Origin of the sequence: Providencia sp. 2023EL-00965 (assembly GCF_033550225.1) — a bacterium.
In the GTDB taxonomy this organism is placed as follows: Bacteria; Pseudomonadota; Gammaproteobacteria; order Enterobacterales; family Enterobacteriaceae; genus Providencia; species Providencia manganoxydans.
The window spans coordinates 497,913-523,523 of the sequence record NZ_JAWUEH010000001.1; the positions used below are offsets into that span (position 1 = coordinate 497,913).

Annotated in this window: 25 protein-coding genes; 8 read left to right on the top strand and 17 right to left on the bottom strand. The window is 37.2% G+C overall.

Translation table 11 applies throughout. The annotated features are described in order from the left end of the window. Window positions 1–29: 29 nt before the first annotated feature. A complete protein-coding gene (locus SC428_RS02280; RefSeq protein WP_318705754.1) occupies window positions 30–2,618 on the bottom strand; it encodes a YdbH family protein in 2,589 nt (862 codons plus the stop codon). A 214-nt stretch (window positions 2,619–2,832) separates the two neighbouring features. On the opposite strand from SC428_RS02280, the gene SC428_RS02285 reads away from it, so the two are divergent. Both SC428_RS02285 and SC428_RS02290 read left to right on the top strand, forming a co-directional pair. Then, window positions 2,833–3,831, top strand: a complete 999-nt coding sequence (locus SC428_RS02285; protein ID WP_070928625.1) for a 2-hydroxyacid dehydrogenase — start codon at window positions 2,833–2,835, stop codon at window positions 3,829–3,831. A gap of 15 nt (window positions 3,832–3,846) precedes the next feature. Next, window positions 3,847–4,284: an META domain-containing protein gene (locus SC428_RS02290; RefSeq protein ID WP_318705755.1), complete on the top strand. Its 438-nt coding sequence runs from the start codon at window positions 3,847–3,849 to the stop codon at window positions 4,282–4,284. A gap of 86 nt (window positions 4,285–4,370) precedes the next feature. Here the strand turns inward: SC428_RS02290 and grxB are convergent, their stop codons facing one another. Continuing rightward, window positions 4,371–5,009 (bottom strand): glutaredoxin 2, encoded by a 639-nt coding sequence (grxB, locus tag SC428_RS02295; protein ID WP_318705756.1) that lies wholly within the window; start codon window positions 5,007–5,009, stop codon window positions 4,371–4,373. A gap of 1,137 nt (window positions 5,010–6,146) precedes the next feature. Between grxB and SC428_RS02300 the strand changes: the two genes are divergently transcribed. Then, window positions 6,147–6,455 (top strand): helix-turn-helix domain-containing protein, encoded by a 309-nt coding sequence (locus SC428_RS02300; protein WP_070929585.1) that lies wholly within the window; start codon window positions 6,147–6,149, stop codon window positions 6,453–6,455. Window positions 6,456–6,662: 207 nt separating this feature from the next. Here the strand turns inward: SC428_RS02300 and SC428_RS02305 are convergent, their stop codons facing one another. From SC428_RS02305 to SC428_RS02330, 6 genes are all read right to left on the bottom strand, one after another. Next, window positions 6,663–7,280 (bottom strand): fimbrial protein, encoded by a 618-nt coding sequence (locus SC428_RS02305; protein WP_070929586.1) that lies wholly within the window; start codon window positions 7,278–7,280, stop codon window positions 6,663–6,665. A 13-nt stretch (window positions 7,281–7,293) separates the two neighbouring features. Beyond that, on the bottom strand, window positions 7,294–8,301 hold the full coding sequence (locus tag SC428_RS02310) for a fimbrial protein (RefSeq protein ID WP_140180182.1): 1,008 nt from the start codon (window positions 8,299–8,301) through the stop codon (window positions 7,294–7,296). After that, entirely contained in the window at window positions 8,292–10,778 is a 2,487-nt protein-coding gene (locus SC428_RS02315) for a fimbria/pilus outer membrane usher protein (protein ID WP_318705757.1), read from the bottom strand. The genes SC428_RS02310 and SC428_RS02315 overlap by 10 nt, the downstream gene beginning before the upstream one ends. Before the next feature lie 9 nt (window positions 10,779–10,787). Next, window positions 10,788–11,489 (bottom strand): molecular chaperone, encoded by a 702-nt coding sequence (locus tag SC428_RS02320; protein ID WP_070929587.1) that lies wholly within the window; start codon window positions 11,487–11,489, stop codon window positions 10,788–10,790. A gap of 71 nt (window positions 11,490–11,560) precedes the next feature. Then, window positions 11,561–12,154, bottom strand: a complete 594-nt coding sequence (locus SC428_RS02325; RefSeq protein ID WP_318705758.1) for a fimbrial protein — start codon at window positions 12,152–12,154, stop codon at window positions 11,561–11,563. A gap of 1,554 nt (window positions 12,155–13,708) precedes the next feature. After that, window positions 13,709–13,867, bottom strand: coding sequence for an MbeCy (locus SC428_RS02330; protein WP_070929589.1), 159 nt, complete (start codon window positions 13,865–13,867; stop codon window positions 13,709–13,711). 285 nt (window positions 13,868–14,152) lie between these two features. Between SC428_RS02330 and SC428_RS02335 the strand changes: the two genes are divergently transcribed. Next, window positions 14,153–15,118 carry an FUSC family protein gene (locus tag SC428_RS02335; protein ID WP_070929590.1) on the top strand — a complete coding sequence of 322 codons (966 nt, stop codon included), beginning with the start codon at window positions 14,153–14,155 and terminating at the stop codon, window positions 15,116–15,118. Window positions 15,119–15,287: 169 nt separating this feature from the next. On the opposite strand, the gene SC428_RS02340 is transcribed toward SC428_RS02335, so the two are convergent. The 3 genes from SC428_RS02340 to SC428_RS02350 form a co-directional block, all read right to left on the bottom strand. Further along, a complete protein-coding gene (locus tag SC428_RS02340) occupies window positions 15,288–15,791 on the bottom strand; it encodes an FUSC family protein (protein WP_318705759.1) in 504 nt (167 codons plus the stop codon). Beyond that, window positions 15,792–16,280: a hypothetical protein gene (locus SC428_RS02345; protein ID WP_318705760.1), complete on the bottom strand. Its 489-nt coding sequence runs from the start codon at window positions 16,278–16,280 to the stop codon at window positions 15,792–15,794. Between the two features lie 292 nt (window positions 16,281–16,572). Then, window positions 16,573–17,211 (bottom strand): hypothetical protein, encoded by a 639-nt coding sequence (locus SC428_RS02350; protein WP_318705761.1) that lies wholly within the window; start codon window positions 17,209–17,211, stop codon window positions 16,573–16,575. A gap of 168 nt (window positions 17,212–17,379) precedes the next feature. On the opposite strand from SC428_RS02350, the gene SC428_RS02355 reads away from it, so the two are divergent. Continuing rightward, the gene (locus SC428_RS02355) at window positions 17,380–17,586 is read left to right on the top strand and encodes a thiamine biosynthesis protein ApbE (protein WP_070929594.1); all 207 of its coding nucleotides are present in this window, start codon (window positions 17,380–17,382) and stop codon (window positions 17,584–17,586) included. Between the two features lie 125 nt (window positions 17,587–17,711). Here the strand turns inward: SC428_RS02355 and SC428_RS02360 are convergent, their stop codons facing one another. From SC428_RS02360 to SC428_RS02375, 4 genes are read right to left on the bottom strand one after another with little or no spacing between them, the layout of a single operon-like run. Continuing rightward, window positions 17,712–18,155, bottom strand: a complete 444-nt coding sequence (locus SC428_RS02360; RefSeq protein WP_070929595.1) for a YcgN family cysteine cluster protein — start codon at window positions 18,153–18,155, stop codon at window positions 17,712–17,714. A gap of 20 nt (window positions 18,156–18,175) precedes the next feature. After that, window positions 18,176–18,832: a fumarylacetoacetate hydrolase family protein gene (locus tag SC428_RS02365; RefSeq protein ID WP_070929596.1), complete on the bottom strand. Its 657-nt coding sequence runs from the start codon at window positions 18,830–18,832 to the stop codon at window positions 18,176–18,178. Window positions 18,833–18,852: 20 nt separating this feature from the next. Then, a complete protein-coding gene (locus SC428_RS02370) occupies window positions 18,853–19,941 on the bottom strand; it encodes a lytic murein transglycosylase (protein ID WP_070929597.1) in 1,089 nt (362 codons plus the stop codon). Window positions 19,942–19,987: 46 nt separating this feature from the next. Further along, complete coding sequence (locus SC428_RS02375) at window positions 19,988–20,260, bottom strand: YcgL domain-containing protein (protein ID WP_070929598.1); 273 nt, start codon at window positions 20,258–20,260, stop codon at window positions 19,988–19,990. Between the two features lie 128 nt (window positions 20,261–20,388). On the opposite strand from SC428_RS02375, the gene minC reads away from it, so the two are divergent. From minC to minE, 3 genes are read left to right on the top strand one after another with little or no spacing between them, the layout of a single operon-like run. Beyond that, window positions 20,389–21,108 carry a septum site-determining protein MinC gene (gene minC, locus SC428_RS02380; RefSeq protein ID WP_070929599.1) on the top strand — a complete coding sequence of 240 codons (720 nt, stop codon included), beginning with the start codon at window positions 20,389–20,391 and terminating at the stop codon, window positions 21,106–21,108. Window positions 21,109–21,131: 23 nt separating this feature from the next. Next, complete coding sequence (minD, locus tag SC428_RS02385) at window positions 21,132–21,947, top strand: septum site-determining protein MinD (RefSeq protein ID WP_318705762.1); 816 nt, start codon at window positions 21,132–21,134, stop codon at window positions 21,945–21,947. 3 nt (window positions 21,948–21,950) lie between these two features. Further along, entirely contained in the window at window positions 21,951–22,229 is a 279-nt protein-coding gene (minE, locus tag SC428_RS02390) for a cell division topological specificity factor MinE (protein ID WP_070929601.1), read from the top strand. 317 nt (window positions 22,230–22,546) lie between these two features. Here minE and rnd read toward each other — a convergent pair whose 3' ends face one another. Together rnd and fadD are read right to left on the bottom strand one after the other, a co-directional pair. Continuing rightward, the gene (gene rnd / locus SC428_RS02395; RefSeq protein WP_318705763.1) at window positions 22,547–23,671 is read right to left on the bottom strand and encodes a ribonuclease D; all 1,125 of its coding nucleotides are present in this window, start codon (window positions 23,669–23,671) and stop codon (window positions 22,547–22,549) included. Between the two features lie 87 nt (window positions 23,672–23,758). Continuing rightward, a complete protein-coding gene (fadD, locus tag SC428_RS02400; protein WP_070929603.1) occupies window positions 23,759–25,447 on the bottom strand; it encodes a long-chain-fatty-acid--CoA ligase FadD in 1,689 nt (562 codons plus the stop codon). Between the last annotated feature and the right edge of the window lie 164 nt (window positions 25,448–25,611).

Sequence of the window (25,611 nt, forward strand, 5' to 3'; positions counted from 1 at the left end):
TTAAAGTTTTCACTTTTATTCCTTTTCCTTTAGAGGTTCTTTTCTAACCATTCTTCCAAGTTGCTACCAAAACGTAAGCTACGCCACAGCTGAAAAATGTTCTCTTCGTGTGTATAGTTTAAGTGAACTTCACGTTTTTTAGACTCTTGTGAATTAAAACCTTGAATGATCGTTTTCATCGTTAATAGGCCTAAATTAGTGATGTTGACATCAGTGCGACTGCGTGAAATTTCTAGGTATTGTAACCAGCCCATCGCTGAACCCGCAGAAATATTATCTTTCTTAATCGATTCAACAAATTGAGTATCAAGGCGTAAAGCAAGCGGGCCGCTATTTTCCATCCAACCATTGCGTACAATCCATTCAGGATTATTCAGATAAAAAGGCAATTCACCATCAACTTTGCCTGAAGCGGCAAACTGCGTAACTTTCAATATAGTAAATAGTCTGCTCAATTCAATTTGATGTAATCGAATGGTCGCGGGCTGTTTTTGAGGCCAACGTAATAAATCGAGGCTAACCTCTCCTCCAAGCATCTTAAACCCTACATTGCTCAGTTTTAAGGGTTTTATCTCTGTCGGTGGATAGGTTCCTGATAAATCAGCACGAATTTCGGTTAATTCAAACAAGTTGGTTAGCTGTTTTATGCGTAACTTTACTGGTGATTTTTCACCTAACGTCCAAGTACTATCTTGCAACTTCCAAGGTAAAACAAAATTTAGGCCACTAACCTCACCATCTTTAAGCCACAATCCCGTATTTTCCACTCGCCAGTGCCCACCCGCGATAAATCCTGTTTCTGGATCAATGGAAAATGCTGCCTGCGAAAATAATTTACCCTCTCGCAAGGTGATCCCAAGATCGCTAGGTATCAAGGTCTGAAATGCACTAACTGACTGCTCAGGCCAACGTGCTTGCCCTCTAAAACGTTCACCATCCCAACGGCTAAAAATCACAATTGGCCCGACTTCTTTCGTGCTTAAATCCGCTTTCAATAGAAAATCAGCAGGTGATTTCCCATTAAGCGCTGCATTGGTGGTAATTTTAGGTAAATAACTCGCAGAACCAAATTGCATACGATCGCTGGTGAGCTGTAATTCGCCTTGAAAATGCTCTTTAATTGGATCACGCTGCCACAATAAAGGTTTCGTTAAAATTAGGCGGGTAGCCTTCATCGAAAGTAACCCATATTTGATCTGATCAAAACCTGTATTCAATGTATTCAGGGTAATTAAGGTATCTTGCCAGCTACCTTGACCTTTTATATCCCAATTTGCGTCTAGTGACGGTAAATGAGCATTTCCCCAGTAATTCCAAAACCACTTACCTTGGTCAGGCGTAAATTTGTTCGCTTTCCCATCTAAATGAATAGCAAAACTCCCCCAATACTGCTCTTTTACTTTCAAAATAGCTTGTAGGCGCCCAGAAATACCTTCAGCACTCAGCGTTGTTCCAGCTAATGGCAAGCGCGCCTCTTGTAAAAGTAACGTTGGCGATACTCGACCGTAAGCTCTTAAGAGTGAGCCAGAACGAAATGAAATAGCCGGAGCAACAATCGGCCCTGTAATTTGAGAAGGCAAATGAATATCCAAGATCATATCATCATATTTCAGCTGCCCATTTAGCCCAAACGTAATCGCGGTCTCAAGTAAATTAATTTTATTTTCAGGAAGCGTTAGCACAATGTTTGCTTTCCCTTTTTTACCCTCGGTCACCATATTTGTGCGGCCACTGATGACCATATCAGCAATATCTGCCTGCCAATTTTTTATTTGGAATGCTATGCCACCATGTAATGGAATACCACTTTCTTCCCATTGCCAGCGTCCATCGACAACACGAAAAACATTTGCATCAAATTGCCAAGGTAAATGTGCAATCTCATCCCCCGAACTTTTATCATAAAGGGAAATACTCCCCTGCTTATCTTGCCAATGTAATTTAGCTTGTAACAATTTTGCAGGTTGAGATAAAACAAATTCCGCATCTAGCACACCTGTAGAAGGAAGCTCATCGGTGGTTAACGGCAAACTCAATTCACCATTGAGATAAAGACGTTGTTCTTGATCTGGCAATTGCACAGAAAAACGTTCAATCACTAGCTGATTAGTTGGCGTGATATAAGCGGATAAATCAACATTTTCGCCATTATAGTCTAGTGCTAGTGAAGCCCCTTTACGATTATGTAACCAAAAACTCCCTTGATATTGCCCCCAAGGAGAGACTTCTACGTTTTCAATTACAACAGAAAACGCAGGGAGACTATCAATAATATCAATAATTGAAATGGGTGAGTCATCAGTATTTTCATTTTTCGATAATTGGCTAAGGCATTGGTTATCCTCAGACAGTGTTTTCACCAATAAATGCATGGGAAAAAGAGAAAAACGACTATCTTTAGCATCAAACCACAAGCAATTACCCACTTTCAGTTGTATGTTAGCAACCAGTAGCTGCTGGTTGTTCAAAACAGGTTGGCTTAATGACAACGTCACATTCTCAGGTAGATAAACTTTAGCGACAACAGGAAGCCAACGGGTTACCGTTACCCATAAAACTGATAAGAGCACTAAGCACCCGATCACGCTTAACAATAAATATTTCAGTGCCCTTTTCATTAAACTGCGTCCTTGTTTTCGTGTTGACTAATATTGTTTATCTCTAAACGACTATTATTAAGAGTCAAAGTTTAATAACTCATTATTTTCCGTATTTTTTTGGTGATTTACAGTAATAATTATCTTATTCTGATTTAAGTTTTGGTAGCTACCGGCTTTTACTACCTTATTATTTTTTGTTTTGGTTCCTAAAATAGTACACGGAGTTCCTTAGATGAAAATCGTTTCTTATAGTACTAAGCAGTATGATCGCAAACATATGGATCAAGTCAATCAAGGATCCGCTTTTGATTTTAATATCGAATACTTTGATTTTCCATTAACCGTACAAACTGCAAAAAATGCTGTTGGGGCTGATGCTGTTTGTATTTTTGTTAATGATGATGCCAGCCGTGAGGTTTTAGAAGAGCTAGCGGCACTGAATATTCATATTTTAGCTTTACGCTGCGCAGGGTTTAACAATGTTGATTTAGTGGCCGCGGAAGAACTCGGGATCCAAGTCGTTCGCGTACCAGCCTACTCACCCGAAGCTGTTGCAGAACATGCTGTGGGCATGATGTTATGCCTTAACCGCCGTATTCACCGCGCTTATCAACGTACTCGTGACGCAAACTTCTCTCTAGAAGGTTTGACCGGTTTTAACATGCATAACCGTACAGCCGGTATTATTGGTACGGGTAAAATTGGTCAAGCAGCGCTACGGATCCTAAAAGGGTTTGGCATGCGTTTACTGGCACATGACCCATACCCAAATCAAGCTGTTCTCGATTTAGGTGCAGAATACGTTGATTTAGACACATTATATAAAAACTCTGATGTCATTTCACTACACTGCCCTTTAACACCTGAAAATCACCATTTATTAGATGAACAAGCGTTTAAAAAGATGAAAGATGGTGTCATGATCATCAATACTAGTCGAGGTGCGTTAATTGATTCAGTTGCTGCAATCAATGCTCTAAAAGCACAAAAAATAGGTTCTCTTGGTATGGATGTTTATGAAAATGAACGTGAACTATTTTTTGAAGATAAATCAAATGATGTGATCCAAGATGATATTTTTCGCCGCCTTTCATCATGCCACAACGTATTATTCACAGGCCATCAGGCATTTTTGACCGATGAGGCATTAACTAGTATTAGTGAAACAACATTAGGGAATATCCGCCAATTAGCCCGTGGTGACACTTGTCCTAATATAGTCAAATCCTAACAGAGACTGGAAATAATGAAACGGATTATTCCTTTAATGTTACTAGGATTTTTATTAACCGCTTGCCAAACTGCCAAGGTCAGCGCAGATAATAATGATTACGTGACTGAGCAACAACTCATTCATCACTGTTTTGTGTTGACTGAAATGGACGGCAATACCATTACGGGTAAAGTTGGCGTGCCAACGCTCTCTTTCGGTGAAAAAATGTTTATTTCGGCAACAATGTGCAATGATTTTTATGGCATGGGACGCATCAGCGACTCCGTTCTGACAGTTAAACATTTATCCAAAACCGAACTAGAGTGCGTTGATGAAGATTTATCGAAGTGGGATAAGTTAATTAAACGAATGCTAACTGATGGCTCAGTGGTTTCCTATCATGGTAAAAAGCTAATTTTGACTCAAGGTAGAAATAAGCTGGTATACACACTACGCGATTATATTAATTAAATCTATTACTTATCATTAGTGTAAAGACGATAAAAATCCCATTATAAAGAAATAATGGGATTTTAACCATTTGAATAATGAGAAAATTATTTGGCTTGGTCAAATAACAAACTCACCCCTGTTATTTTCGCAATATCTTTCATGTAATTGAGTATTACTGTACTAAATGGGATATCGTTCACAATAGATAAGCTGCGTAATAACGGAAAAATCATGATATCGTCAATATTATAACTGTTTGTCCGTTTTTCTAGCCATATATCAAGGGCATCCATATGAGGTTCTAATTCTACAATCAAGGTATGTGTTTCCTTTAGTAGCATATTCAGATCACCAAATGCCTTTTCTTCTCGCTCAACATACGCAGCTCTAGCCTCTTTCGTACTTAATTCAGGAAATTCAGCCTGAGTAAAACGAGGAACAACTAATTTATATACCGTTTCAGAAACAGCTTGATACCATCTATTAATTTCAGGTGAAACCTCGGACTGAATGATTTTAGGCTCTGCTAACTGATCAACATAATGAACAATATCTAAGCTTTCTGGTAAGTAACTTCCATCCTCTTTTTGTAGAATGGGTAGCATCTTGCGGCCAATCATTTCCGTTGGCGTTGCTTTATCATCTTCCATCAAAAAGATCTGCTCAACGTCAATGTTTTTAAGTCCAAAAATCATTCTGGCTCTAACACAAAATGGGCAATGATCATAAATATAGAGTTTCATTATGGGAACCTCTTTAGTTGAATAGTTATAGCTATGCATTACATTCCGTTACTTTCACTATAGTCTATAATGTGAGAAATTTGTAAAATTTATTGTTTAGCCTAATAATTAATTATCGCTATTAGTTCTATTTCAACAAAAGTTTAATTTAATCGACTCCCCTTACCTATAAATTCAATTAGATTAAAGAAAATTAGATTTTTGTTACAATTTGAAATGATCAAGATTATGATCATAAATATTAAGCTAACCACCACCAAAACAAACCGAGTTAAAGCCTTAAAAACAATAAAATTCAAAAGGATACAAACAAATAAAATACAGAAAGGCTATTTTATAGATTAAGTTCCTAGAAACGTATGTTTACATAATTACCCATTTTTCATAATTTAATTCGGTTATACTTAATCTATCCATTTATACTATCAACGAAGCATAAGTAAGCTAGTTATGACAAATTTGCTTTCTTTTAGTGCATTCACATTAATGCTGATCCTGTTACTTATTATAGGAACATATGATGAACTGCTTTATATATTACATTTTTTTATCATAAAAATGTAATAAAATAACGTATTTATACTTAATTAATATACACTAACTCAAATAATAAAATTTACTTAACTTTTTTATAAAATTATTTAGCGGCATCTTAACATACTCAATTTACGCGTATTCTCATTTTATGCTATATTCGGGCTCCTCTTTATTTGAAGATTAGCATAATACTATATAGAAAATAATCATTAGTAACTCACATCAATTAACAAAAAAATCTAACTAAGACCTTCCCAAAATGAATTTAAACTAAAATTTAATTCATTATATTTTATTTCATGTAGATACCCATAAAACACTCCTTATATAATATTTTTTATATTTTAATTTTCCCATCATAAAATTAACTGCCAAAAACAAAAATACAAACCTAAAACATTACATCGCCTCACTATTACATATGTAAATTATCAGCACCTGATGATTCCAACTAAAAAAAATCGCTCATTCCCTTTCAGACATACACAAATTAAATATTGTCGATATTGAAATTAATTGTTTTTTTAATATTTTATATATTGTATAATTTTATTATGCATTAGCATTCACTATAATCCCTTTATCAATCGAGGGTGTCACATGGACATTCATTATTTTATTGGAATCAAGATAAAAGCAAGGCGAAAAGAATTAGGACTCTCGGGTGCTAATTTAGCCAAAATATTAAATATTAGCCAACAGCAAATATCTCGCTATGAAAACGGAATCAACAAAATACCTTTAAATCATCTAGTTAGTATAGCTGTCGCCTTAAAGTGCCCTATAGACTGGTTCTTTCAAGGCTGTATTTCTGATGAGGATTATTCAATTCAAGATAGTAATATGGGTATCAAAAATCAAGAGTTAAAATATACAGCAGAAAGCGTTATCATCCATAATAAAATGTAATTTAATATTTTATTTAAAATTATCATAGTTTTCATTACTCTTTTTGAACCATACAATCATACCGTCAAAAATTTTAAATCAAATATAAAAATAACATAGCAAATTTAACGCTATGTTATTTTTATTTTATTATCTAACAATAAAAAACACTCCTAACTATACATTAGAAGTGCTTTATTTATTTTAAATTAAATATTTTTTATATTTTTAATTATACTGTACTTCATAAGTGGCATAACTTGCCATTAAACCTGTTGTCACCGTTTTAGGAGATCCTGTTGTATATCCGATATAATATTGAAATATAGCATCCTTATTATCGGAAACTTTAGGAATGACTTTAAGCTGAGCAGGATCAGCTGGCACAATTTTATTATCTGCATCTAACGTTGTATTATTATTAATCGATAGTGCAAAATTAATATTTTGAGCTCCATCTGCTAACATATTTTTTAGCAATCCTGATGTTTCAAAATTAGTTTTAGGTACCAAGTAACCATTTGACCACGCTACACTAATTTTATTTAAATCAGCATCAACGACTTCACCATTATGACTAATCGATTGGCACTGTGATAGTTTAATGGTAAACATTTTAGACTTCATATAAGCCCCGCCTTCACTATTATGAATTTCAAATAATGAAATGGGAGCTAGATAAATATTCGCATCACTACCTTGATCATTAACTGAAATCTCACAAGAAATATCAACGACTTTCCCTGCGAAATTGACCAGACCTTCATCATAATTTGCTTCCAACGCAGCGGTAGCATTTGCACAGCTCAACACAGACAGGAGCATTATCAGTAACCAGTTTTTCATTAGGTATCCCCTGTTAGTCATAAGTAATATTGAATAACATTTTAGCTTCGACTTCACCGGCAGAAATTTTTGAGCCAAACTGATAATAACGAGCAATATAATTCATACGAATTTCTTTATCTTGCGCGCTAGTTAACTCACCGACCTTATAAATTTTGCCCCATTCTAACTCTTTGTTCTTATCCGTTAGTACTTGAACACCAATCCCCTGAGCCATAGAATTTTTTGCCGCATTATCTAATACACCTTTATTTATTGGGGTATTAGGTGCTTTGGTTCCACCAAAGGTCATATTCACGGCAATAGAATCAGGGGAAATGCTGATCCCACCATTGCAAAGTAAATTAATTGGGAATTGTTTTTCACCAGCCGTTGTTCCTACACCTCTAAACTCTGTACGATTCACCGGCGGTAAGATCACATCTTGATTTTTACCTGTGGTAATTTTGCAAGAGGGTGACACGATGGTAATGGCATCCGCTGATAAATAGGTAATGATTGCAGGCTCAACCGTTTTAGGATTATACCCATAACGGGTGTACTCCCCTTGAGTTATGCGCCCTGAGCCCGTATTTTCTGCCGTTTTAATAATTTCTAAACTAAAGGTTGAACCTGCTAAATATACGTTTATTTGGTCCCGACTATTTCCTTTAACTTCAAATTTATCAGGATAGGTCATTGATACTGCTCCCATCCTTTTAAAACGTAATCCAATACCAGGAACGTTAGTGTTATAAACTTTATCAGCCCCTTCCGTTACTCCTGATGCCGTCACTACCGCATCAAGAAGAGTTCCGCCATAACATTTAGCCCAATATTTACCCGTTTCTTTCATTGGCCAAGTTTTTGATTGGATCACGCTACCAACAGGTAAATCCGGAGAAACAACTACACGGCCAAACTGCATGTCAATACGCTCTGCGGCAACACTCATGTTTCTTGTACAGGTTGCATATGCAGGTATACTTGATAGCACTGCCGCCAGCGCTATCCCATTACGTAAAATCACATTTATCGACATACACTATCCTTACTGGTTCCGGCTTCCAGAGAAAATACGCACTGACCGTTATCCCATTTCACATAAGCATTTTTTGCTTCTTCATTACTAATAAATACTGTACCGCCTTGTCCAACTACACCAATTGATTCGCCTTGCTGGTTAGTCACTTCAGCGCCGAATGGCATTGGTTTTTTATCGAGACGTACAACATTAAAGGTACGATTGCGCTCAACTTTTGTGCCAAATTTTACTTTAACAATACTGCCTTCATATGGAACCACTTGTTCTGAGGTATTATTAAACACAATATCTTCAGGGCTCCCTTTAGGATCAATTTCAATATTGTTGATGCGATAAGGTCTAACATAAGGTGCTAAAGCATAACCCCCCTTATTCACCCGCACCCCCGGCGCACTTGTAATTGATGCCCCTTCAGCCCCTTCGGCTTCAATCAAAGCCATCGTCGCTGACGTATTTGGTGTAAGAACCACACCGCCCGAATGTATAACGACAGAGCCGTTAGCGCCTAAGCCATATTGCCTATAACCTTGGCCTTGGCTGTAGTTAGCATTGGTATTAACATACGGTGAACGATAACCCGTGTTCATTGCGACACTATACTCACCACCATTTGCTGCCGCAGTGTTGAGCCCGTAAGTCCAGTTATTTTCGTCATCAAATGCACCATTAACCCCAAGCTGAGTAGAGCCAAATTTTTCGTTATTAAACGTTGTATTTGATGTTAGTGTCGTGCTTCGGCTATCGCCATAATAAAGAGGAAGATTAATATTTAAGCTAATACGATCATCTTTCTTTCCATTATTATTATTGTCCGAATAAACACGCATAAAGTTAATAGAATAAGAAACTCGTTGAAATTGATTGTTATAGCTAAATTGATATTGCTTTTCCGTTCCTGAACGTTCCCAATAACTAGAGATACGCCCAGTAAAATAAAGTCCCCCAAACCCTTCAGGCAGATTTTGGTTTACCGTATAGCTAAAACCATTCTTTTCGCGCCATCTGTTATTTGCAATACCACGTTTATCATAATCAATTGCATATAATGCATCGTTTACGTTGAAGTAATCTTTCGTTGAATAACGATATGCAGCTAGCGAGATATTCGTATCTGTTTCAGTAATTAAACGGTTAAACGTTACTCGGTAACTTTGACCATTATCAGTACGGTGTTTTAATGCTGTACGTGATTGTGTAACGTCAACTGCAACAGCACCAATACCCGTATTTACACCCGTACCAATTAAATAGGCTTGATAATCATCAAACGCAGTCACACCACCATAGAGTGAAAAGGTATTATTTAAGCCATGTTGAATTGTTCCCTGCACAATATACGGGCGATTATGCAAACCATCAGTATCTGATTTCCCCGCAGCAATTTGATAACGAGTAAACCCTGGGCGTAACAGTTGTGCTAACGATGAATAAGGCACGCTAAAGCTACTTTCACTACCATCTGCTTCTTTCACCGTAACATTTAAATCATTACCGTAACCCGATGGATAAACATCGTTCAATACAAATGGTCCTGGCGGTACTGAGGTTTGATAAATAATGGAACCGTTCTGACTAACAGTCACCAATGCATTACTTTGTGCGACACCACGAATTTCGGGTGCATATGATGTCATTCCATCTGGATACATGCTGTCATCAGTAGCAATTCTTGCGCCGCGTAATCCAATACTGTCAAAAAGATCACCATCCGTATAAAACTGGCCGGCAGTCACTTTTGATTTGATATCAGCAATCGGTTTTTGCAGATAGGTTTGGTTACTGTTCCAACTCGTACTTCCTGAACGCTGCCAACTTAAATTACCAATATGTTTTAGTAACCAGCCATCAACCGATAAACCTGCATTAAGTCCTAAATAAGCACTGGCATCATTTTGACCTTGAGAACCGCTAGTATGGCTATCATAATAATTGGCCATATACGCTAAATTTAATGCAGGAATACCTTTTTCCCAAAATTGCGGAGCGACATAACCACGTGATAAACGCTGCTCGTAAATTTGTGGAACTGAAATATCTAGACGTAAGTTCGAAGAACTGAAAGTATCGTTTACGTCCTTCATTGCATTCCACTCATTCAACGGGGAACAAGTAGACTCTTGCGCATTCAATTGCGGATTTAATTTTTCTGAATTAACGCCAAAATTACTCAACATAGCGGGTGTATAACAGACACCTAATTTGCCATCTTTTTGTTGAACAACATTTAAATCATAGCGACCTTTCCAATTACCGTTAGTATACACATCAACAGAATACTTACCTTCACTGATTGCGGTAGTGTTGAAGCGTTCTAAATCAACATTATCTTTGCTGCCTACTATGAACCCACTATTAAATTCGTAGGTTGTGCCTTCAGCACTCCATGCATAAAATGTTGGCATCATACATACGGTGACGAAGCAGGTCACAGAGAGTGTATTGCTATATTTATTTATTAACTCTCGCTGTTTCATTTTTCTATCCTATTTAGCAGTCGTTTTTACTGCTATATCCGCACCGTAATCATTGATATTGTTCAAAACAACACTTTCACCTGCTCTAATTGCTTTTTTCAATACCACTGACGTTTGACTTTTAGGTGCTAACATTACCGCCTTATCCGTTAATCCATTTTTGCCATCGGTTGAAATTTTTGTAATGGTAATAAAAAATGGCGTAGGATTATTAATAGTCAGATTATTGCCATTAGCATTCACAACTAATTGTTCTGGTGCTAATTCGCGACTACCTAACCCAACAGGGCGATAGATAAATTTAAATCGAGAACGAATTGCTAGCTGTAAGAAGTTTTGATCTTCCTTTCCTGCTGTTTTTACTGTTGGTGGAATATCTAAGATATTCAGCCACCACAAACTTTCCTTATCTTGTGGGATCCCATTTTTATCCATCAATTTAATGCGTAGTGTTTGACCACCTTTTGCATCCAGACGGGATATTGGAGGTGTAATTTGAAATGGTGTTTTTATTGTATCTGGAGTTTCCGATGCATCACCGGTATCTAACCATGCTTGTGCGACCGCTGGCCTATCCGCCGTATTATTTAATTGCACGGTAATTTCTTTTTCATTTCCAGGATAAATAAATCGCGTGCCGTTAACAATAATATTATTCGCTAATGAAGATGCACTGAAAACGAAGCAGAAGAATAAAACAATTGCTTTCATTTGAACCTCTAAATAAAAGCGGCAGTAATCACTACCGCTTAGATAAATATTACTTTTGAAATAAATAAATATTATTCGTAAGTAATTTCGTAAGTTGCATAACTTTCTACGATACCAGATGTAACATCTTTAGGCGTTGAAGTTGCATATCCTACGAAATAAGTGAAACGGCTACCGTCAGTAATTTCAGTTGTTGTTGCTTTAGGTTGCGTTGCGCTATTAGGATCGATTTTATTTTCTAACTTAGAGCTAGCATCTGTTGCTAAAACTAATTGGATATTTTCAGCTCCGTCCGCAGCACCAGTAACAGTGTTAGCTAAATAACCAGCATTAATACCTGAAGCACCATTTAATACGTTACCACCAGTCCAGTTAACGTTTAAAACGGTATCATCGTTAACACCTTGACATTCTGTTACATCAATAACAAATGGTTTTGCTTTTAAATAGGTATTTGCACCTGCTTCTTGAACTTCTTTTAGTGAAACTGGCGCCAAATAAACTTTAGCATCACTACCTTGACCATCAACTGAAACAGTACAAGAAACGTCTGTCACTTTACCATAAAAATTAACTTGACCACCGCCTGCATTTTCAGTTGCAGCGAAAGCAGATGATGCACCAATAATTGCAGTAGCAACTGCTGTCAATAATACTTTTTTCATTGTCATTTCCTAGTATGAAGGTTTTATTATTACATTTAAAAGAACTTATTTAGTATCACACTGTTATTTAATAAATAATTAACGCAGGGATCCGACCATATATTAAATATGGTTATACATAAATCATTCGATATAATTTAATCACCTGGTAATAGTTTAATTAATAATATTGCTCTATCTCAATGAGTCCATTTTTGAATTAATAATCATAACGTGGTCTATATGATTTCGAACAGAGAATACATAAAAACTTAAATTACATTAAATCGTTTTTATTATCAGATACGAAGCTTTTTGATAGCTACAAACTATCAAAAAGCTTAATTTATACAATATTACTGATTGATTAAATTCACCAAATTACACGAATTACGACAATACATTAAATTAATAATTTAATATCTGCATTAAAGGAAGGATTAATATTAAAAAATGAACTTAATTTGATAGATTATAAAAAGCAAACCCACCAATACAACTCCAAATAAGACCATCAAAATATTACATAGATACACTAAATTTATATATTCACCATAAATACCAGTCTAATTCGTACAGTAACGCATCAATTAACATAAATTAATTTTATGATTTTGCTAATTTGAGATTAGTGAGGTTTTATCAATTCATTTATTATATAATGTAGACACATCACATTTGGACTCATGACACGCAAAAGGAGTATATTTATACTTATAGATGGAAAAAACAATATTTGTAGAGAAATAACTATTTTAAATACGATAATTAGAAATTAACCTTCATTATCTCCAACTGAACAGCAGAATTATTGATTTTAAAAATGCATCATTTCAAAAATTCTTTTTAATCCGCAATTTTATCTCTTGCCAAGCGTAAAAATGCTTTATTTGAAATAATCATTTTTTACTCATTTTGTTAGTAAATGTTATCAATTAATTTAACTGGCCTTCAGTTTTACTTGATTGGATTTTATTTTTTCAAATTAATTTGAAAATGTAACCATTTGATAACTAATATTAAAAAATAATTCAATTCTAGGGTATGACCAACTAACTGGAATACGCCAGACGACCTTAAGAATACTCCTAAAACTCACATGATGAGTATAAACCGCGTATTATTTCACCAAACAAAACAAAATAGACACTCAAAAAAAGATTGAGCAGCATAAACAAATTATAATCTATCTAAAAATGTAGTCGTTAATTGTCAGAATAGCCATATAAAATGCATTTAATTTAGGCCATAACATAAAATACACATCACATATTGACCATCCATAATCTCCAAAAATGAGAGCAAGGCCTCTTACCGTTTTATGTATAGTTTATTCTGTAACCAAACCTACAATGAATTTTACTTGGCCTAATAGTTTTATAATTAACAGCAAGATGAACAATGCTCTACCACCTCGAGCAAGATATCACTACCGCGACTTCTTATGTCATTCTGATGATAAGTTAACTTTATGCCATTAATCTTACTTAGTGCTCATTCGGACTAATGACATAATAAGAAATCAATGATACTGCTAGGGAGCTGTTATAGTTGCAGAGATATCCTATTCAAGTGTTACGACTGCTTACTATTTATGTTTTGATTATCTGGAGCAGCAAATGCAAGCTCCTTCATCCATTCAGAAAGAATAGGTTTAGTTTTCTTTGCATCAAGCTCAGCCCTCTCTTTTTTAGTTAGTCTAATTACAATAACTTCTGTTTTCATTTGCTGCATGATAATTCCTCCCACTATTGTTTGCTAACCATGCCATAGTCAAAGGAAGGACAGGTCTTAATTACTTAATATTACAAATGCATAACATAGCAATACAAAACACCAATAATTTATACACAAATGACTATATGCGAAGATTTTATCTAAGCCTTATCTTTATGGTTTAAAAGGAGAGTAATATTTGCTGGAGCATATTAGAATATTTATGATAAATTCATTATTTCTCAATACGTTACTATTTTAGATATCGATCTTTAATTGAGCCATTCAATAGGGAACACTTAAATGCTAATATCAAAAATCCGCAGAGCTTTTATTTTATCTCTATGGGTGATAGCACCATGGATAATTGGGATCATCTTCCAACAAGCCATGTTTGGGCTTTTAATGTCTTTCGGTGGCTATCTGCTAGTGGTTTCATTCCCTAAACTCCCCCAAAAAAAGTCACTATTTGTTTTATTACAAGGTGCTTGCATTATTTCTATCTTTGCAAGTATCGGCGTTAGTATCCCCCTTGGCAGTCTGCTATTTTTTCTCTTTTCAGCAATTGCTGCGTACCTTCAAGGCTATTCAGAGCTACGAGCGACCTATCTACGATTACCTATCGCACTAGGTGTGTTAGCCTACTTTCTTTCTATTGGACAAATTCCCACTCAAGGTGCACTATTTTATGCGATAGCATTTAGTGCTGGTACATTCTGGGGTGTGGTCGTGAATTTTATGATGTTACCACGTGAAATAAAGACTATCTCACCGGTAAAAGTAGAGATGAACCAACCTTCAGTGCAACGTTTTTCCATCGCTATCGTACTGGTTGCTCTAATAGGAAGCGCAATCGCAACAGTGATCCCGAGCTTACATCCATGTTGGCTACCTGCTGCTGGATTAAGAGTGATGAAAGCCGAACGAACTGCAACATGGGTACGCTTAAAACAACGTGGCGCAGGTACCCTACTTGGCGCTATTGTTGGTGGGCTAATATTGGGGTTATATGACACCCCATGGCTGCATGTTTCACTCGTGGGGTTACTACTATTCGCTATGTTAATGATAGGAGCGAAACGCTATGGTTACTGGACTTTTTGTTTAACGGCTATAGCCCTTACCTTTAATTTGGCACCTAATGCAGGGCCTATTACATTAGCTATAGACAGATCCATGCTAACGATTTTGGCACTAGCTATCGCAATTACCATGCTATTGTTATTACCAAAGTCTGTAATCCCCTCATCAAACAATAACCCGCACTAGGCGGGTTATTCCGTTTTGACTCAATGATCAGGAAGGGATTCGAACCCTTGGTTGATACAGTATTGGTTGCGTGCACCACTGCTCAATCTAGCTAGCATCACACTTTGTCCCGTCAGGATTTTACTCCAGCCATCTCGTGCACCTGATTAATTAGGCTCTATATAATAAGTTATTTTGTAGCTCTTCTGTTTTTGATAGTTCTAAAGATATTTAGAGATAAACTTGCCAAGATTGCAACTGCACCTCCAATGAAGGTTTCATATACTCTAGATACTGGCAATAAATAAGTTGGATCATGTAAATATTCGGTTTCTTCTAGCAGCAGTAATACAAAGATAGTAATAGAAAATGTCTTAAGCATATAATTTAAATGGAAAAAAGTAGGAATAAAAAATATAACCAATGCTAAAACAATTAAATATACCTTAATATCCTGTGATTTTGTTACGCTAAACATAAAGACAATAAAAGTGGCTGCCAGTAAGCTTCCTAAAAATCGTAAGCAAGTCACTTTTATTATATTCAGCTCTTTTGGATGAAGAAGCATAACAAATGTTAATGGCGCCCAGTATGGTTTGTACAAATTTAGATAATCAGGAATGGACAGGCTAAGGAAGAGAAAAATACTAAATATAAATGCTCGAATATAAATATGCTCATTGCTATGAAACATTTACTTAGAAAACAAACCATTTCTAAAGGCATGATTCTTATAATGTTTTCTTTTTAATACACTTAAAACAATTAAGCTAACAATCACCCCCGTAGTATACGCCATTGGTATATCAGCGCTGATAGAGCCGAGTGTTGTCCCCATGCAAGAAAAAATAATAATAAATGGAAAAACGCGATCTAAATAATCATCTTTTTTATAAAAAAGATAATAGCAGTATGATACAAGAAATAAATAAATATAAAAATAAATGGTTAATTTCAGTAGAAAACCAATCGCCCCCCCTACCATGACCAACAAAAGTAAAAAAGTCATATAAAAAATATTACTACTATCATTTTTCGCGTCATAAACAATACTCGAAAATAATGTAGTTAAAACACCAAACATACAACCAACAATACCAAATAAGGAAAAACACACTGCTGAATTTATTATAACAGCAATAAAAAAGGTGCCATTATTACGAAAACTGACATATTCCGACATCCTAAAAATACCTCTCACCTAAGCCCTATCTAATTAAGTTTATTGGGATATTATGTTTTAGCATATTCGCCAATAGAGGTATACAACATAACCAAATTTGAATTATTGCTTGTTCTATTAATATGCATTTTCAATCAATAGCACTTAACCAAAATTGCCATAATAGATAATCAAAATATGACAAACATAACAATAAAATATCCACTCTGGTTTTGAAGTTCTATACAACAATTGAACAATCTATTATCGATAAGGCACTGTGTTCATTCACAGGCCGCACGCGTTATAAATTTTAATGCTGGCTTCTTTGCTTTTTACACTCTTCCATTGCGATGGAATAACCAAGCTCTGTATCTTGATTGTCTTCATAGCCAATAAAAGCGTACTCTAAATCAATATAAAAAGAATCTTTATATTGCTCCCCTGTAAGGCTAATCACAAAATTATCACCTTCAAAAGAGTAATAACGTTCCATTCCATTCATACTTCTTGCCCGCTTTAGCACACCATAATTTCTTTTTAAACTATTAGTAATTTTACCAAGAAGATTATGATAGTCCTTCACATTGGCCGGTTGACTTTTATAGCTGATAGCAAGTAACCCATTGAAAGTAAAACTATTATATTTTGGCATAATCAGCAGTTCATATTCTCCGGTATTTTTTATTGTTTCATCTAAGTTATTGACTTTTACGACTACGAATGGGCATCTTTTGGGATCATTAATTATTTCATATGGCTCTGCTAGTTTGCTTTTAACCTCATCTAAATCATCACCCCATCTAAATCCGAATGGTGCAGAGTTTAGATCACTGAGAGTATTTTTTTGGGCTATCTTTTTTAAAGATATTGGTTCATTATCCGAGTTAGCCCAGGTAGTTATAGATATTATGGATATAAGAAATAAAGAAACTACATTTATTATTTTCACTTAGTTGTTACCATTGAACGATTAATCATTAATTTAAGGCACCTATTGTGCTAATTTATTTTTACGTAAAAAAAGCCACACTAAGTGACCTATTGAATCTACGAATTATTTTGTATTTTACACATTAGTTTTGATAGCATTATCCCTCTTTAATATAGGATATTTTATATGCACAAAACTAAAGTATTGGCTTTACTTATGGTTATTACCGCTATAACCGCATGTTCTTCTGCGACTCAACACAATCCTGTTTCTAGCACTTGTGTGATCAAAATGGATACACCCGAGGGCGATTTGCCCGGCAAAATAGAACAAGCAAGTAGTAATAGTGATGAGTGCAAAGCTATTGAGAAAGCAATAGATAAAAGCATTTGACCTCATCACTCATCATAGAGTAGACGGCTGATTTAGTTCAGCCAGACTGTTCTGTGCCACTAAAACTTTTGTCGCAAGAGATCCTGTGATTCGAAATCACTCATTGAGAAAGCTTTCGAAAATGGTTAACCTCTACCCACAGGTTTATTCATGATATGGTCTTCCCATTCCACAACATCTTTCTCTCTTACCGCAATATGACGCACTGAAATCCTTTCACCGTGCATTGCCGCCTTAGACCCTGTTCTGAGTGGATGCCAAGCCGGCAATGTTTTACCTTCAAGCAATAATCGATAAGCACATGTATGCGGAAGCCACTCGAACGTCTCTAAGTTATAACGATTGAGCTTGATACAGTCCGCTTCATAGCTAAAACGGTCTTCATAATGTTTACACTGACAGGTTTTGATATTTAACTGGTTACAAGCCACGTTAGTAAAATAAATCTCATCTGTATCTTCATCCATGAGCTTATGCAAGCAGCACTGGCCACACCCATCACATAAAGATTCCCACTCTTCGTCAGTCATTTCATCTAACGTTTTTACCTGCCAGAAAGGCTGCAACATAATACTTATCAATCCTATACTTAAATCACTCGTGTCGTTAACGAGTGGTCATTAATTGAGAGTTTTAGCATATCTCCAGACGTCAAAGGCCCCACACCTTCAGGTGTTCCCGTCAAAACAATATCCCCTGGACGTAAGGTGAAAAAACGGGACATATAGCTAATAAGAGGCAATATTGGCGTGATCATATCACGAGTGGAGCCTGACTGGCGAATTTCACCATTGATTTCTAAAGAAAGCTGGGCGCTTTGTGGATCGCCAAAGCTGTTTACTGGGATAAAACCCGATATTGGACATGAACCATCAAAGGCTTTGCTTTTTTCCCATGGTTGACCTGCTTGTTTAAATTTAGCCTGTAAATCCCTTAATGTCAGGTCAAGTGCAACGGCAAAACCCGCAATTGAACGTGACACACGGTCTTCATCTGCATTTTTCAATGGCATACCAATCAAAACAGCTAATTCAATTTCATGATGTACCGAGCCAAGATCCTTTGGGATCACAATAGGCTGATTTGCATCACATAACGCCGTTTCTGGCTTAATAAAAATAACGGGCTCCTCAGGATGAGCAGAACCCATTTCTTTAATATGTTTAGCGTAATTACTGCCGACACAGACGACTTTATTTGCAGGAAAATCAAGTAAGGCACCTTGCCAGTCACGATGTTGGTACATAGTTGTAACTCCTATTATCGTTATTGTATTTTTTGAGCAACGCCATCAGCCATGAGGCAAACGCTCAACGCAAAGTAATATGAGCGATTCCAATGCATAATAGTACGGAAATTTTCAGTGACTAGGTAGGTACGCCCTTTTGGATCATCAGGAATGACTACCCATGCCTTCACGTCGGGAGCCAACTTTGCAAATGCAGGGAGTTTTACACCCATTTTTTCCCACTGAGCAACCGTTTTAGCTTGTTCAGCCTTAACACCCTCGAGCTGCTTATCAAAATTTGCAGGTAAGCTGACCTGATAGCCCCACGGTAATGCAGATTGCCAACCCTCAGTTGCAAGATAATTAGCAATAGACGCGAAGACATCGGCTTTATTATTCCAAATATCCATTTTGCCATCACCATCACCATCTGCGGCATAGGATAAATAAGACGTTGGCATAAATTGGCTTTGCCCCATCGCCCCTGCCCAAGACCCTTTTAATTGTTGGTCTTCAGGAATATAGCCTTTATCCATTATTTCTAAAGCAGCGAGTAATTGTTTGCTAAATAACGCTTCTCTGCGACCTTCAAATGACAATGTCGCTAATGCAGAAATAACATCTTCTTTACCTTGGGAGCGCCCAAAACCACTTTCAAGCCCCCATAAAGAAACAATATACTGAGGAGGTACTCCATAGCGTTTACTAATTTCGTTTAAAGCAGTTTCATTTTCCCAATATTTTTCAGCTCCCGCGTTAATGCGAGACGCGGGTAATACATTCTTTAAATAACTATCTAATGTTACCGTCGCTCTTTTTTCAGGCTGGCCTTTATCTGCTTTAACAACACGCTCAATAAAATGGATATTGGCAAAGCCGCGTTCAATAGTGGCTAGTTTTATTCCTTGTGCTAGCGCATGTTGTTTCAATAATTCGACATACGCAGGAAACTGTGACGGTTCACGGTTTTCAATTGGGAATGCTTTATCTAACGCAGTAACTTCTTTTTCGATTGCAGCATCTTGTTGTGCAGTTAATACTTCTGGTGCAGCTGAAACAGGTGGCTTCGCTGAACAACTCACTAAAAGTAGACCGCCAATTAAAGTAAATAATAACGTTGGCTTCATTTAATCACTCCCACCGGTAAAAACTTATCTAAGGATTATCCTAATTTTATTCACTCGACATATCACGGTATTCCGCGAGTAAATTTTCAACTGGTGGTGGAAATTGAAGATAATATCCCACTTCAATTAAATCTGCCTTTACCTTTTCAATATCCGCATTTGCCAGCTTGTCACGGTTTGTGAGAGATAAAGACATTGCGAACTGAGGGACACCAAATTGCTTCATCAGCTCTTCAGGGACTCGAGAAAAATCATCTTTCTTCTCAATATAAAGATATGTTTGATCACGATTCTGACTACGATATATTGCACAAATCATTATATTTAACTCTTTTCTTTGTTCATTGGCTTGCTTGAATAATACAGTAACTATAACATGCTATTGTTTTACAGAATATCGTCACCCGAAGTTTGTTTCGGATATTTTAATTTGCTGAGCCCGGATAGATGTCACAGTCGCCAATAGAACTCAAAGGCAGTAACTTTACACTTTCAGTTCTTCACTTACACAGTGAAGAGCCCAAACTCATCAAAAAGGCGTTACAGGATAAGGTAAGTCAAGCACCTGACTTCCTTAAAAACGCGCCTGTCGTCATTAATATTGCTGATATTACAGCTAATGCTGACCTATATAATATCCACAAGGCAGTTGTCTCCGTTGGTTTAAGAGTTGTCGGAATTAGTGGATGTAGCGACCCACAGCTACGTAAACAGGTAAGTGATGCTGGTTTACCCGTACTTAATGAAGGCAAAAGCCAAAAAGCCATTGAAATTCAACCTGAGCCGGTTAAAGAAGTTATCGAGACAGTAGCAACCACAGATCCTGAGTTTAGCTACCGCAAAACGCGGATTATCAATAGTCCCGTTCGTTCAGGGCAACGAATTTATGCACCAAATAGTGATCTTATCGTCACAAGTAATGTCAGCGCAGGTGCAGAATTACTTGCAGATGGTAATATTCATATATACGGCATGATGAGAGGCCGAGCACTCGCGGGTGCGTCTGGCGATACTGAAAGCCAAATATTTTGTATTCATTTGCAAGCTGAGTTGGTCTCTATTGCAGGTGAATATTGGCTGAGTGATCAGATCCCTTCTGAATTTCTCGGCAAAGCAGCGAAACTCCGTCTCGTTGATAACAGATTAAATATTGAACAATTAATTTAGACCTTATTTACAAGGAATTATTCATGGCACGCATAATTGTTGTTACATCTGGTAAAGGTGGTGTCGGTAAAACCACTTCAAGCGCGGCCATAGCTACAGGCCTAGCGCAAAGAGGGAAAAAAACGGTTGTGATCGATTTTGATATCGGTCTACGTAACCTCGACCTTATCATGGGATGTGAACGCCGCGTAGTGTATGACTTCGTTAACGTCATTCAAGGTGATGCATCTCTTAATCAGGCACTGATTAAGGATAAACGAACAGAGAATCTTTATATCCTTCCTGCGTCGCAAACTCGTGACAAAGATGCTCTGACTCGCGAAGGTGTTGAAAAAATACTCGATGAATTAAGTAACGAATTAGCGTTTGATTTTGTCGTCTGCGATTCCCCTGCGGGTATCGAAAGTGGTGCGCTGATGGCGCTCTATTTTGCTGATGAAGCCATTATTACTACCAACCCTGAAGTTTCTTCTGTTCGTGACTCAGACCGTATTTTAGGTATCCTTGCGTCTAAATCTCGCCGCGCGGAAAAAGGCCAAGAACCGATTAAAGAACACTTACTATTAACGCGTTATAACCCGGGTCGTGTCACTCGTGGTGATATGCTAAGTATGGAAGATGTTCTGGAGATACTGTGTATTCCACTGATCGGCGTGATCCCTGAAGACCAGTCTGTATTGCGTTCATCAAACCAAGGTGAACCTGTTATTTTAGATGCTGAATCTGATGCAGGTCAGGCATACAGCGACTGTGTTGACCGTATTTTAGGTGAAGAACGCCCTATCCGATTCATTGAAGAAGAGAAAAAAGGTTTCTTGAAACGCCTATTTGGGGGGTAAATAATGGCTTTATTGGATTTCTTTCTGTCGAGAAAAAAACCGACAGCAAATATCGCAAAAGAGCGATTACAGATCATTGTAGCGGAGCGCCGCCGCGGTGATAGCGAACCTCCTTACCTTGCAGATATGAAAAGAGATATCTTACAAGTTATCTGCAAATACGTTCAGGTTGATCCTGAGATGCTTTCTGTACAATTTGAACAAAAAGGCGACGATATCTCAGTACTCGAACTTAACGTAACATTACCAGAAGGTGATGAAATCAAGGTTCCAGAAAAGTAATGATAGCAAAGTAGCCGCTGTTTTAGTTTGTAAATAGCGGCTTGCTTTATTATTTATTCAGGCAATTGAAATTAGTTATTTATAAAGCGAGCGAATAACGCTTTATTTATGGCTCGACTTTTCTCACCCCGAAATTAGCAGCACTGCGATGACCCGATATATAGCATAAGAATATATAATTATTCTATATTCAAAAAATATCATATATAACGATAAAAAACAGATTCTACTAGATGTGCTAAGTAATAGGGAAATATGGCAATAGATTGATTATTTAAGACTCCCACTTTGATGAAATAGGAGCCTAGTGATTAATACTACTGAGATTGAGAAAGTAATTTAGTAATTGGTTCAGCAAGCAGCCTTCCTCTCCAACCATCGAGAAGTTCAGGTTGTTGATCTATTGATTTGATCCCCCAATGAACCGAAAGTAGTTGGTTTATCTGGCGCCTCGAAGCAAGTAACTCTGCATTGAATTTCTCATGCTCAGCAATTTCTTTGACTACCGTTTTAATTTCTTTAAACAGCGTTTTATATTGAGATTGCTCGTTAAGATTTGCCACAATTTGCGGATATTCTTGTTCATCCATTTGCTTAGCTTTTTCAACAATGCTTAACAGACGTCGCCCATGACAACGGATCTCTTGCCCTGTTAAGCCTAATGCGTCTAATTCGCCAAGCGAGCTAGGTAAGTAACGAGCAACTTTCCACAAATGCTCTTCTTTAACCACAAAGTTGATTGCCATATCGCGCGCTTTCGCTTGATTTAAACGCCATTCTGCTAACATTTGTAAGCAGGCTAACTGTTCACCTCTTAGCTGGCACACATTAGTAATGTTCCGGTATGCGAGTGCCGGATCGATGGTTTGTTGTCTTCTAGTAACCGTTCTTTGGCACTCTTCCATTGCATCCGTAAGATAACCAGCCTCTTCAACTTTCTGCATCAAGATTTTCGCTAATGGCAGTAAATAGAAGACATCTGCCGCCGCATAGTGGCATTGTTTTTCACTTAGTGGTCTCGCTAACCAGTCAGTTCGAGATTCACTTTTATCAAGTTCTATACCTAAGTGCTCTGACACTAATGAGGCAAAACCACAAGAAATTGGATAACCTAAAAAAGCGGCAACAACCTGTGTATCCACCATCGGTTCAGGAACGCAGGAAAAATCATGTAAAAATACCTCTAGATCTTCACTACCTGCATGTAAAAATTTAATCAGATTTTTATTAGTTAATAATGCCTTAAAAGGTGAAAAATCGTTAATAGATAAAGGGTCTATCAGTGAAACTTGTTTTCCATCATAAAGTTGTAGCAAACCTAATTGTGGATAATAAGTTCGAGTTCGGACAAATTCTGTATCCAGTGCCAGCCAATCGGCTTCACTCGCCTGTTGGCACACTTGTGCAAGTTCGCTATCAGTTGTAACTAAACAGTAATTCAAAACAAATTTCTCTTTTTTATATTCTCATCACGGCAACGCCGGTAAAAACCGGCGTTGCTCATAGGGATGCAAATTGAACAGTCTCTATCATGCCGTTGACTCATCCATTCGCTTTTTTTCTTCATCACGTAGCTCCCTACGCAATATTTTACCGACGTTAGATTTAGGTAACTCGGTACGAAATTCAAACAACTTTGGTACTTTGTATGCCGTTAGTGAACGGCGACAGAAGGTTTTTAACTCATTTGTTGTTAGGTTTGGATTACTACTAACCACAAATACCTTCACTGCTTCACCTGTACTTTCGCTTGGAACACCCACTGCTGCACATTCAACCACATCAGGATGAGATGAGATAACATCTTCAACTTCATTTGGATAAACATTAAAGCCAGAGACGATAATCATATCTTTTTTGCGATCAACGATACGGATATAACCTTCGCTATCTATTTCTGCAATGTCACCTGTTGCTAACCAACCATCGCGTAAAATTTCCGCAGTTGAATCAGGACGATTCCAATAACCTTTCATGACTTGAGGGCCTTTCACCCACATTTCACCCGGTTCTCCTAATGCGACTTCATCGCCATCATCACCCACTAATTTTACATCAGTTGATGGAACAGGTAATCCGATACTACCACTATAAGCCGTCAGATTATACGGATTTCCGGTCACAAGCGGTGAACATTCTGTTAAACCATAACCTTCCAGCAAATGCTTACCAGTGAGTTTTTGCCATTTTTCAGCTACCGCTTTTTGTACTGCCATACCACCACCAACAGTTAACCTTAATTTAGAGAAATCCAATTTTTGGAATTCTGCATTATGTAGCCATGCATTAAATAAGGTATTAACCCCAGTGATCGACGTCACTGGATATTTTGCAAGCTCTTTAATGGTGCCCGGTACATCTCGTGGGTTGGTGATCAATAAATTAACCCCACCAACGTTAATAAAGAGTAAGCAGTTAACCATTAGTGCAAAAACGTGATACAACGGTAACGCAGTGACCACAAACTCAGCACCAAATTTTAAAACAGGCCCATAAGCGGCTCGAGCTTGCTCCAAGTTAGCTAACATATTGCGATGGGTTAACATAGCACCTTTGGCCACACCTGTTGTCCCACCCGTATATTGAAGGAATGCAAGGTCATCACCAGCAATATTTGGCTTAATGTACTGCATTCGATACCCATAATGCATCGCTCGGCGAAATGAAATTGCATCAGGTAAATTGTATTTTGGCACTAACCGTTTGACATATTTAACCACAAAATCAACCAGTGTGGCTTTAGGCCTAGAAAGCTGATCACCCATACGAGTTAAAATAACGTGTTTAACTTTGGTGTTAAAAACAATTTTTTCAAGGGTATGCGCAAAATTGGAGACAATAACAATCGCAGTCGTACCGCTGTCATTTAACTGGTGTTCCAGTTCTCTGGGGGTATAAAGCGGGTTAACATTAACGACAACCATACCTGCTCGCAAAATACCAAACAGTGCTATCGGATATTGCAGTAGATTCGGCATCATCAGTGCAACACGATCGCCTTTTTTCAGCCCTAAACCATTTTGTAAGTAAGCAGCAAAAGCTCGGCTTCTTTCCTCTAATTTGCGATATGTCATGACTGCGCCCATGTTAATGAACGCAGGTTGGTCTGCATACTGTGACACCGAATTTTCAAGTAACTCGGCCAAAGAAGCAAAGCGATCAGGATCGATCTCTGCCGGCACATCGCTTGGGTAATTTTTTAGCCAGATTTTTTCCAAAGTATGACTCCTGAATTTTAGTATAGTAATATTGCCCGCACATTCTTTTAACAAATTATTAACTCAGCGTACCAGTTTGAGAAATACCCTGTGCTAAGGTTGAGAGCTCTATCACTAAATAAATTTCATTCCTTCGAAATAAAAATAGGCGGACAATCCGCCTA

Bases quoted from the DNA above. Each gene is read 5' to 3' on its own strand.
- SC428_RS02280 (WP_318705754.1), bottom strand. From the start codon at position 2,618: ATGAAAAGGGCACTGAAATATTTATTGTTAAGCGTGATCGGGTGCTTA.
- SC428_RS02310 (WP_140180182.1), bottom strand. From the start codon at position 8,301: ATGTCGATAAATGTGATTTTACGTAATGGGATAGCGCTGGCGGCAGTG.
- SC428_RS02360 (WP_070929595.1), bottom strand. From the start codon at position 18,155: ATGTTGCAGCCTTTCTGGCAGGTAAAAACGTTAGATGAAATGACTGAC.
- SC428_RS02300 (WP_070929585.1), top strand. From the start codon at position 6,147: ATGGACATTCATTATTTTATTGGAATCAAGATAAAAGCAAGGCGAAAA.
- SC428_RS02375 (WP_070929598.1), bottom strand. From the start codon at position 20,260: ATGATTTGTGCAATATATCGTAGTCAGAATCGTGATCAAACATATCTT.
- SC428_RS02325 (WP_318705758.1), bottom strand. From the start codon at position 12,154: ATGAAAAAAGTATTATTGACAGCAGTTGCTACTGCAATTATTGGTGCA.
- SC428_RS02370 (WP_070929597.1), bottom strand. From the start codon at position 19,941: ATGAAGCCAACGTTATTATTTACTTTAATTGGCGGTCTACTTTTAGTG.
- SC428_RS02340 (WP_318705759.1), bottom strand. From the start codon at position 15,791: ATGTTTCATAGCAATGAGCATATTTATATTCGAGCATTTATATTTAGT.
- SC428_RS02335 (WP_070929590.1), top strand. From the start codon at position 14,153: ATGCTAATATCAAAAATCCGCAGAGCTTTTATTTTATCTCTATGGGTG.
- SC428_RS02305 (WP_070929586.1), bottom strand. From the start codon at position 7,280: ATGAAAAACTGGTTACTGATAATGCTCCTGTCTGTGTTGAGCTGTGCA.
- grxB (WP_318705756.1), bottom strand. From the start codon at position 5,009: ATGAAACTCTATATTTATGATCATTGCCCATTTTGTGTTAGAGCCAGA.
- SC428_RS02330 (WP_070929589.1), bottom strand. From the start codon at position 13,867: ATGCAGCAAATGAAAACAGAAGTTATTGTAATTAGACTAACTAAAAAA.
- SC428_RS02320 (WP_070929587.1), bottom strand. From the start codon at position 11,489: ATGAAAGCAATTGTTTTATTCTTCTGCTTCGTTTTCAGTGCATCTTCA.
- SC428_RS02285 (WP_070928625.1), top strand. From the start codon at position 2,833: ATGAAAATCGTTTCTTATAGTACTAAGCAGTATGATCGCAAACATATG.
- SC428_RS02345 (WP_318705760.1), bottom strand. From the start codon at position 16,280: ATGTCGGAATATGTCAGTTTTCGTAATAATGGCACCTTTTTTATTGCT.
- SC428_RS02290 (WP_318705755.1), top strand. From the start codon at position 3,847: ATGAAACGGATTATTCCTTTAATGTTACTAGGATTTTTATTAACCGCT.
- minE (WP_070929601.1), top strand. From the start codon at position 21,951: ATGGCTTTATTGGATTTCTTTCTGTCGAGAAAAAAACCGACAGCAAAT.
- SC428_RS02355 (WP_070929594.1), top strand. From the start codon at position 17,380: ATGCACAAAACTAAAGTATTGGCTTTACTTATGGTTATTACCGCTATA.
- minD (WP_318705762.1), top strand. From the start codon at position 21,132: ATGGCACGCATAATTGTTGTTACATCTGGTAAAGGTGGTGTCGGTAAA.
- SC428_RS02315 (WP_318705757.1), bottom strand. From the start codon at position 10,778: ATGAAACAGCGAGAGTTAATAAATAAATATAGCAATACACTCTCTGTG.
- SC428_RS02365 (WP_070929596.1), bottom strand. From the start codon at position 18,832: ATGTACCAACATCGTGACTGGCAAGGTGCCTTACTTGATTTTCCTGCA.
- minC (WP_070929599.1), top strand. From the start codon at position 20,389: ATGTCACAGTCGCCAATAGAACTCAAAGGCAGTAACTTTACACTTTCA.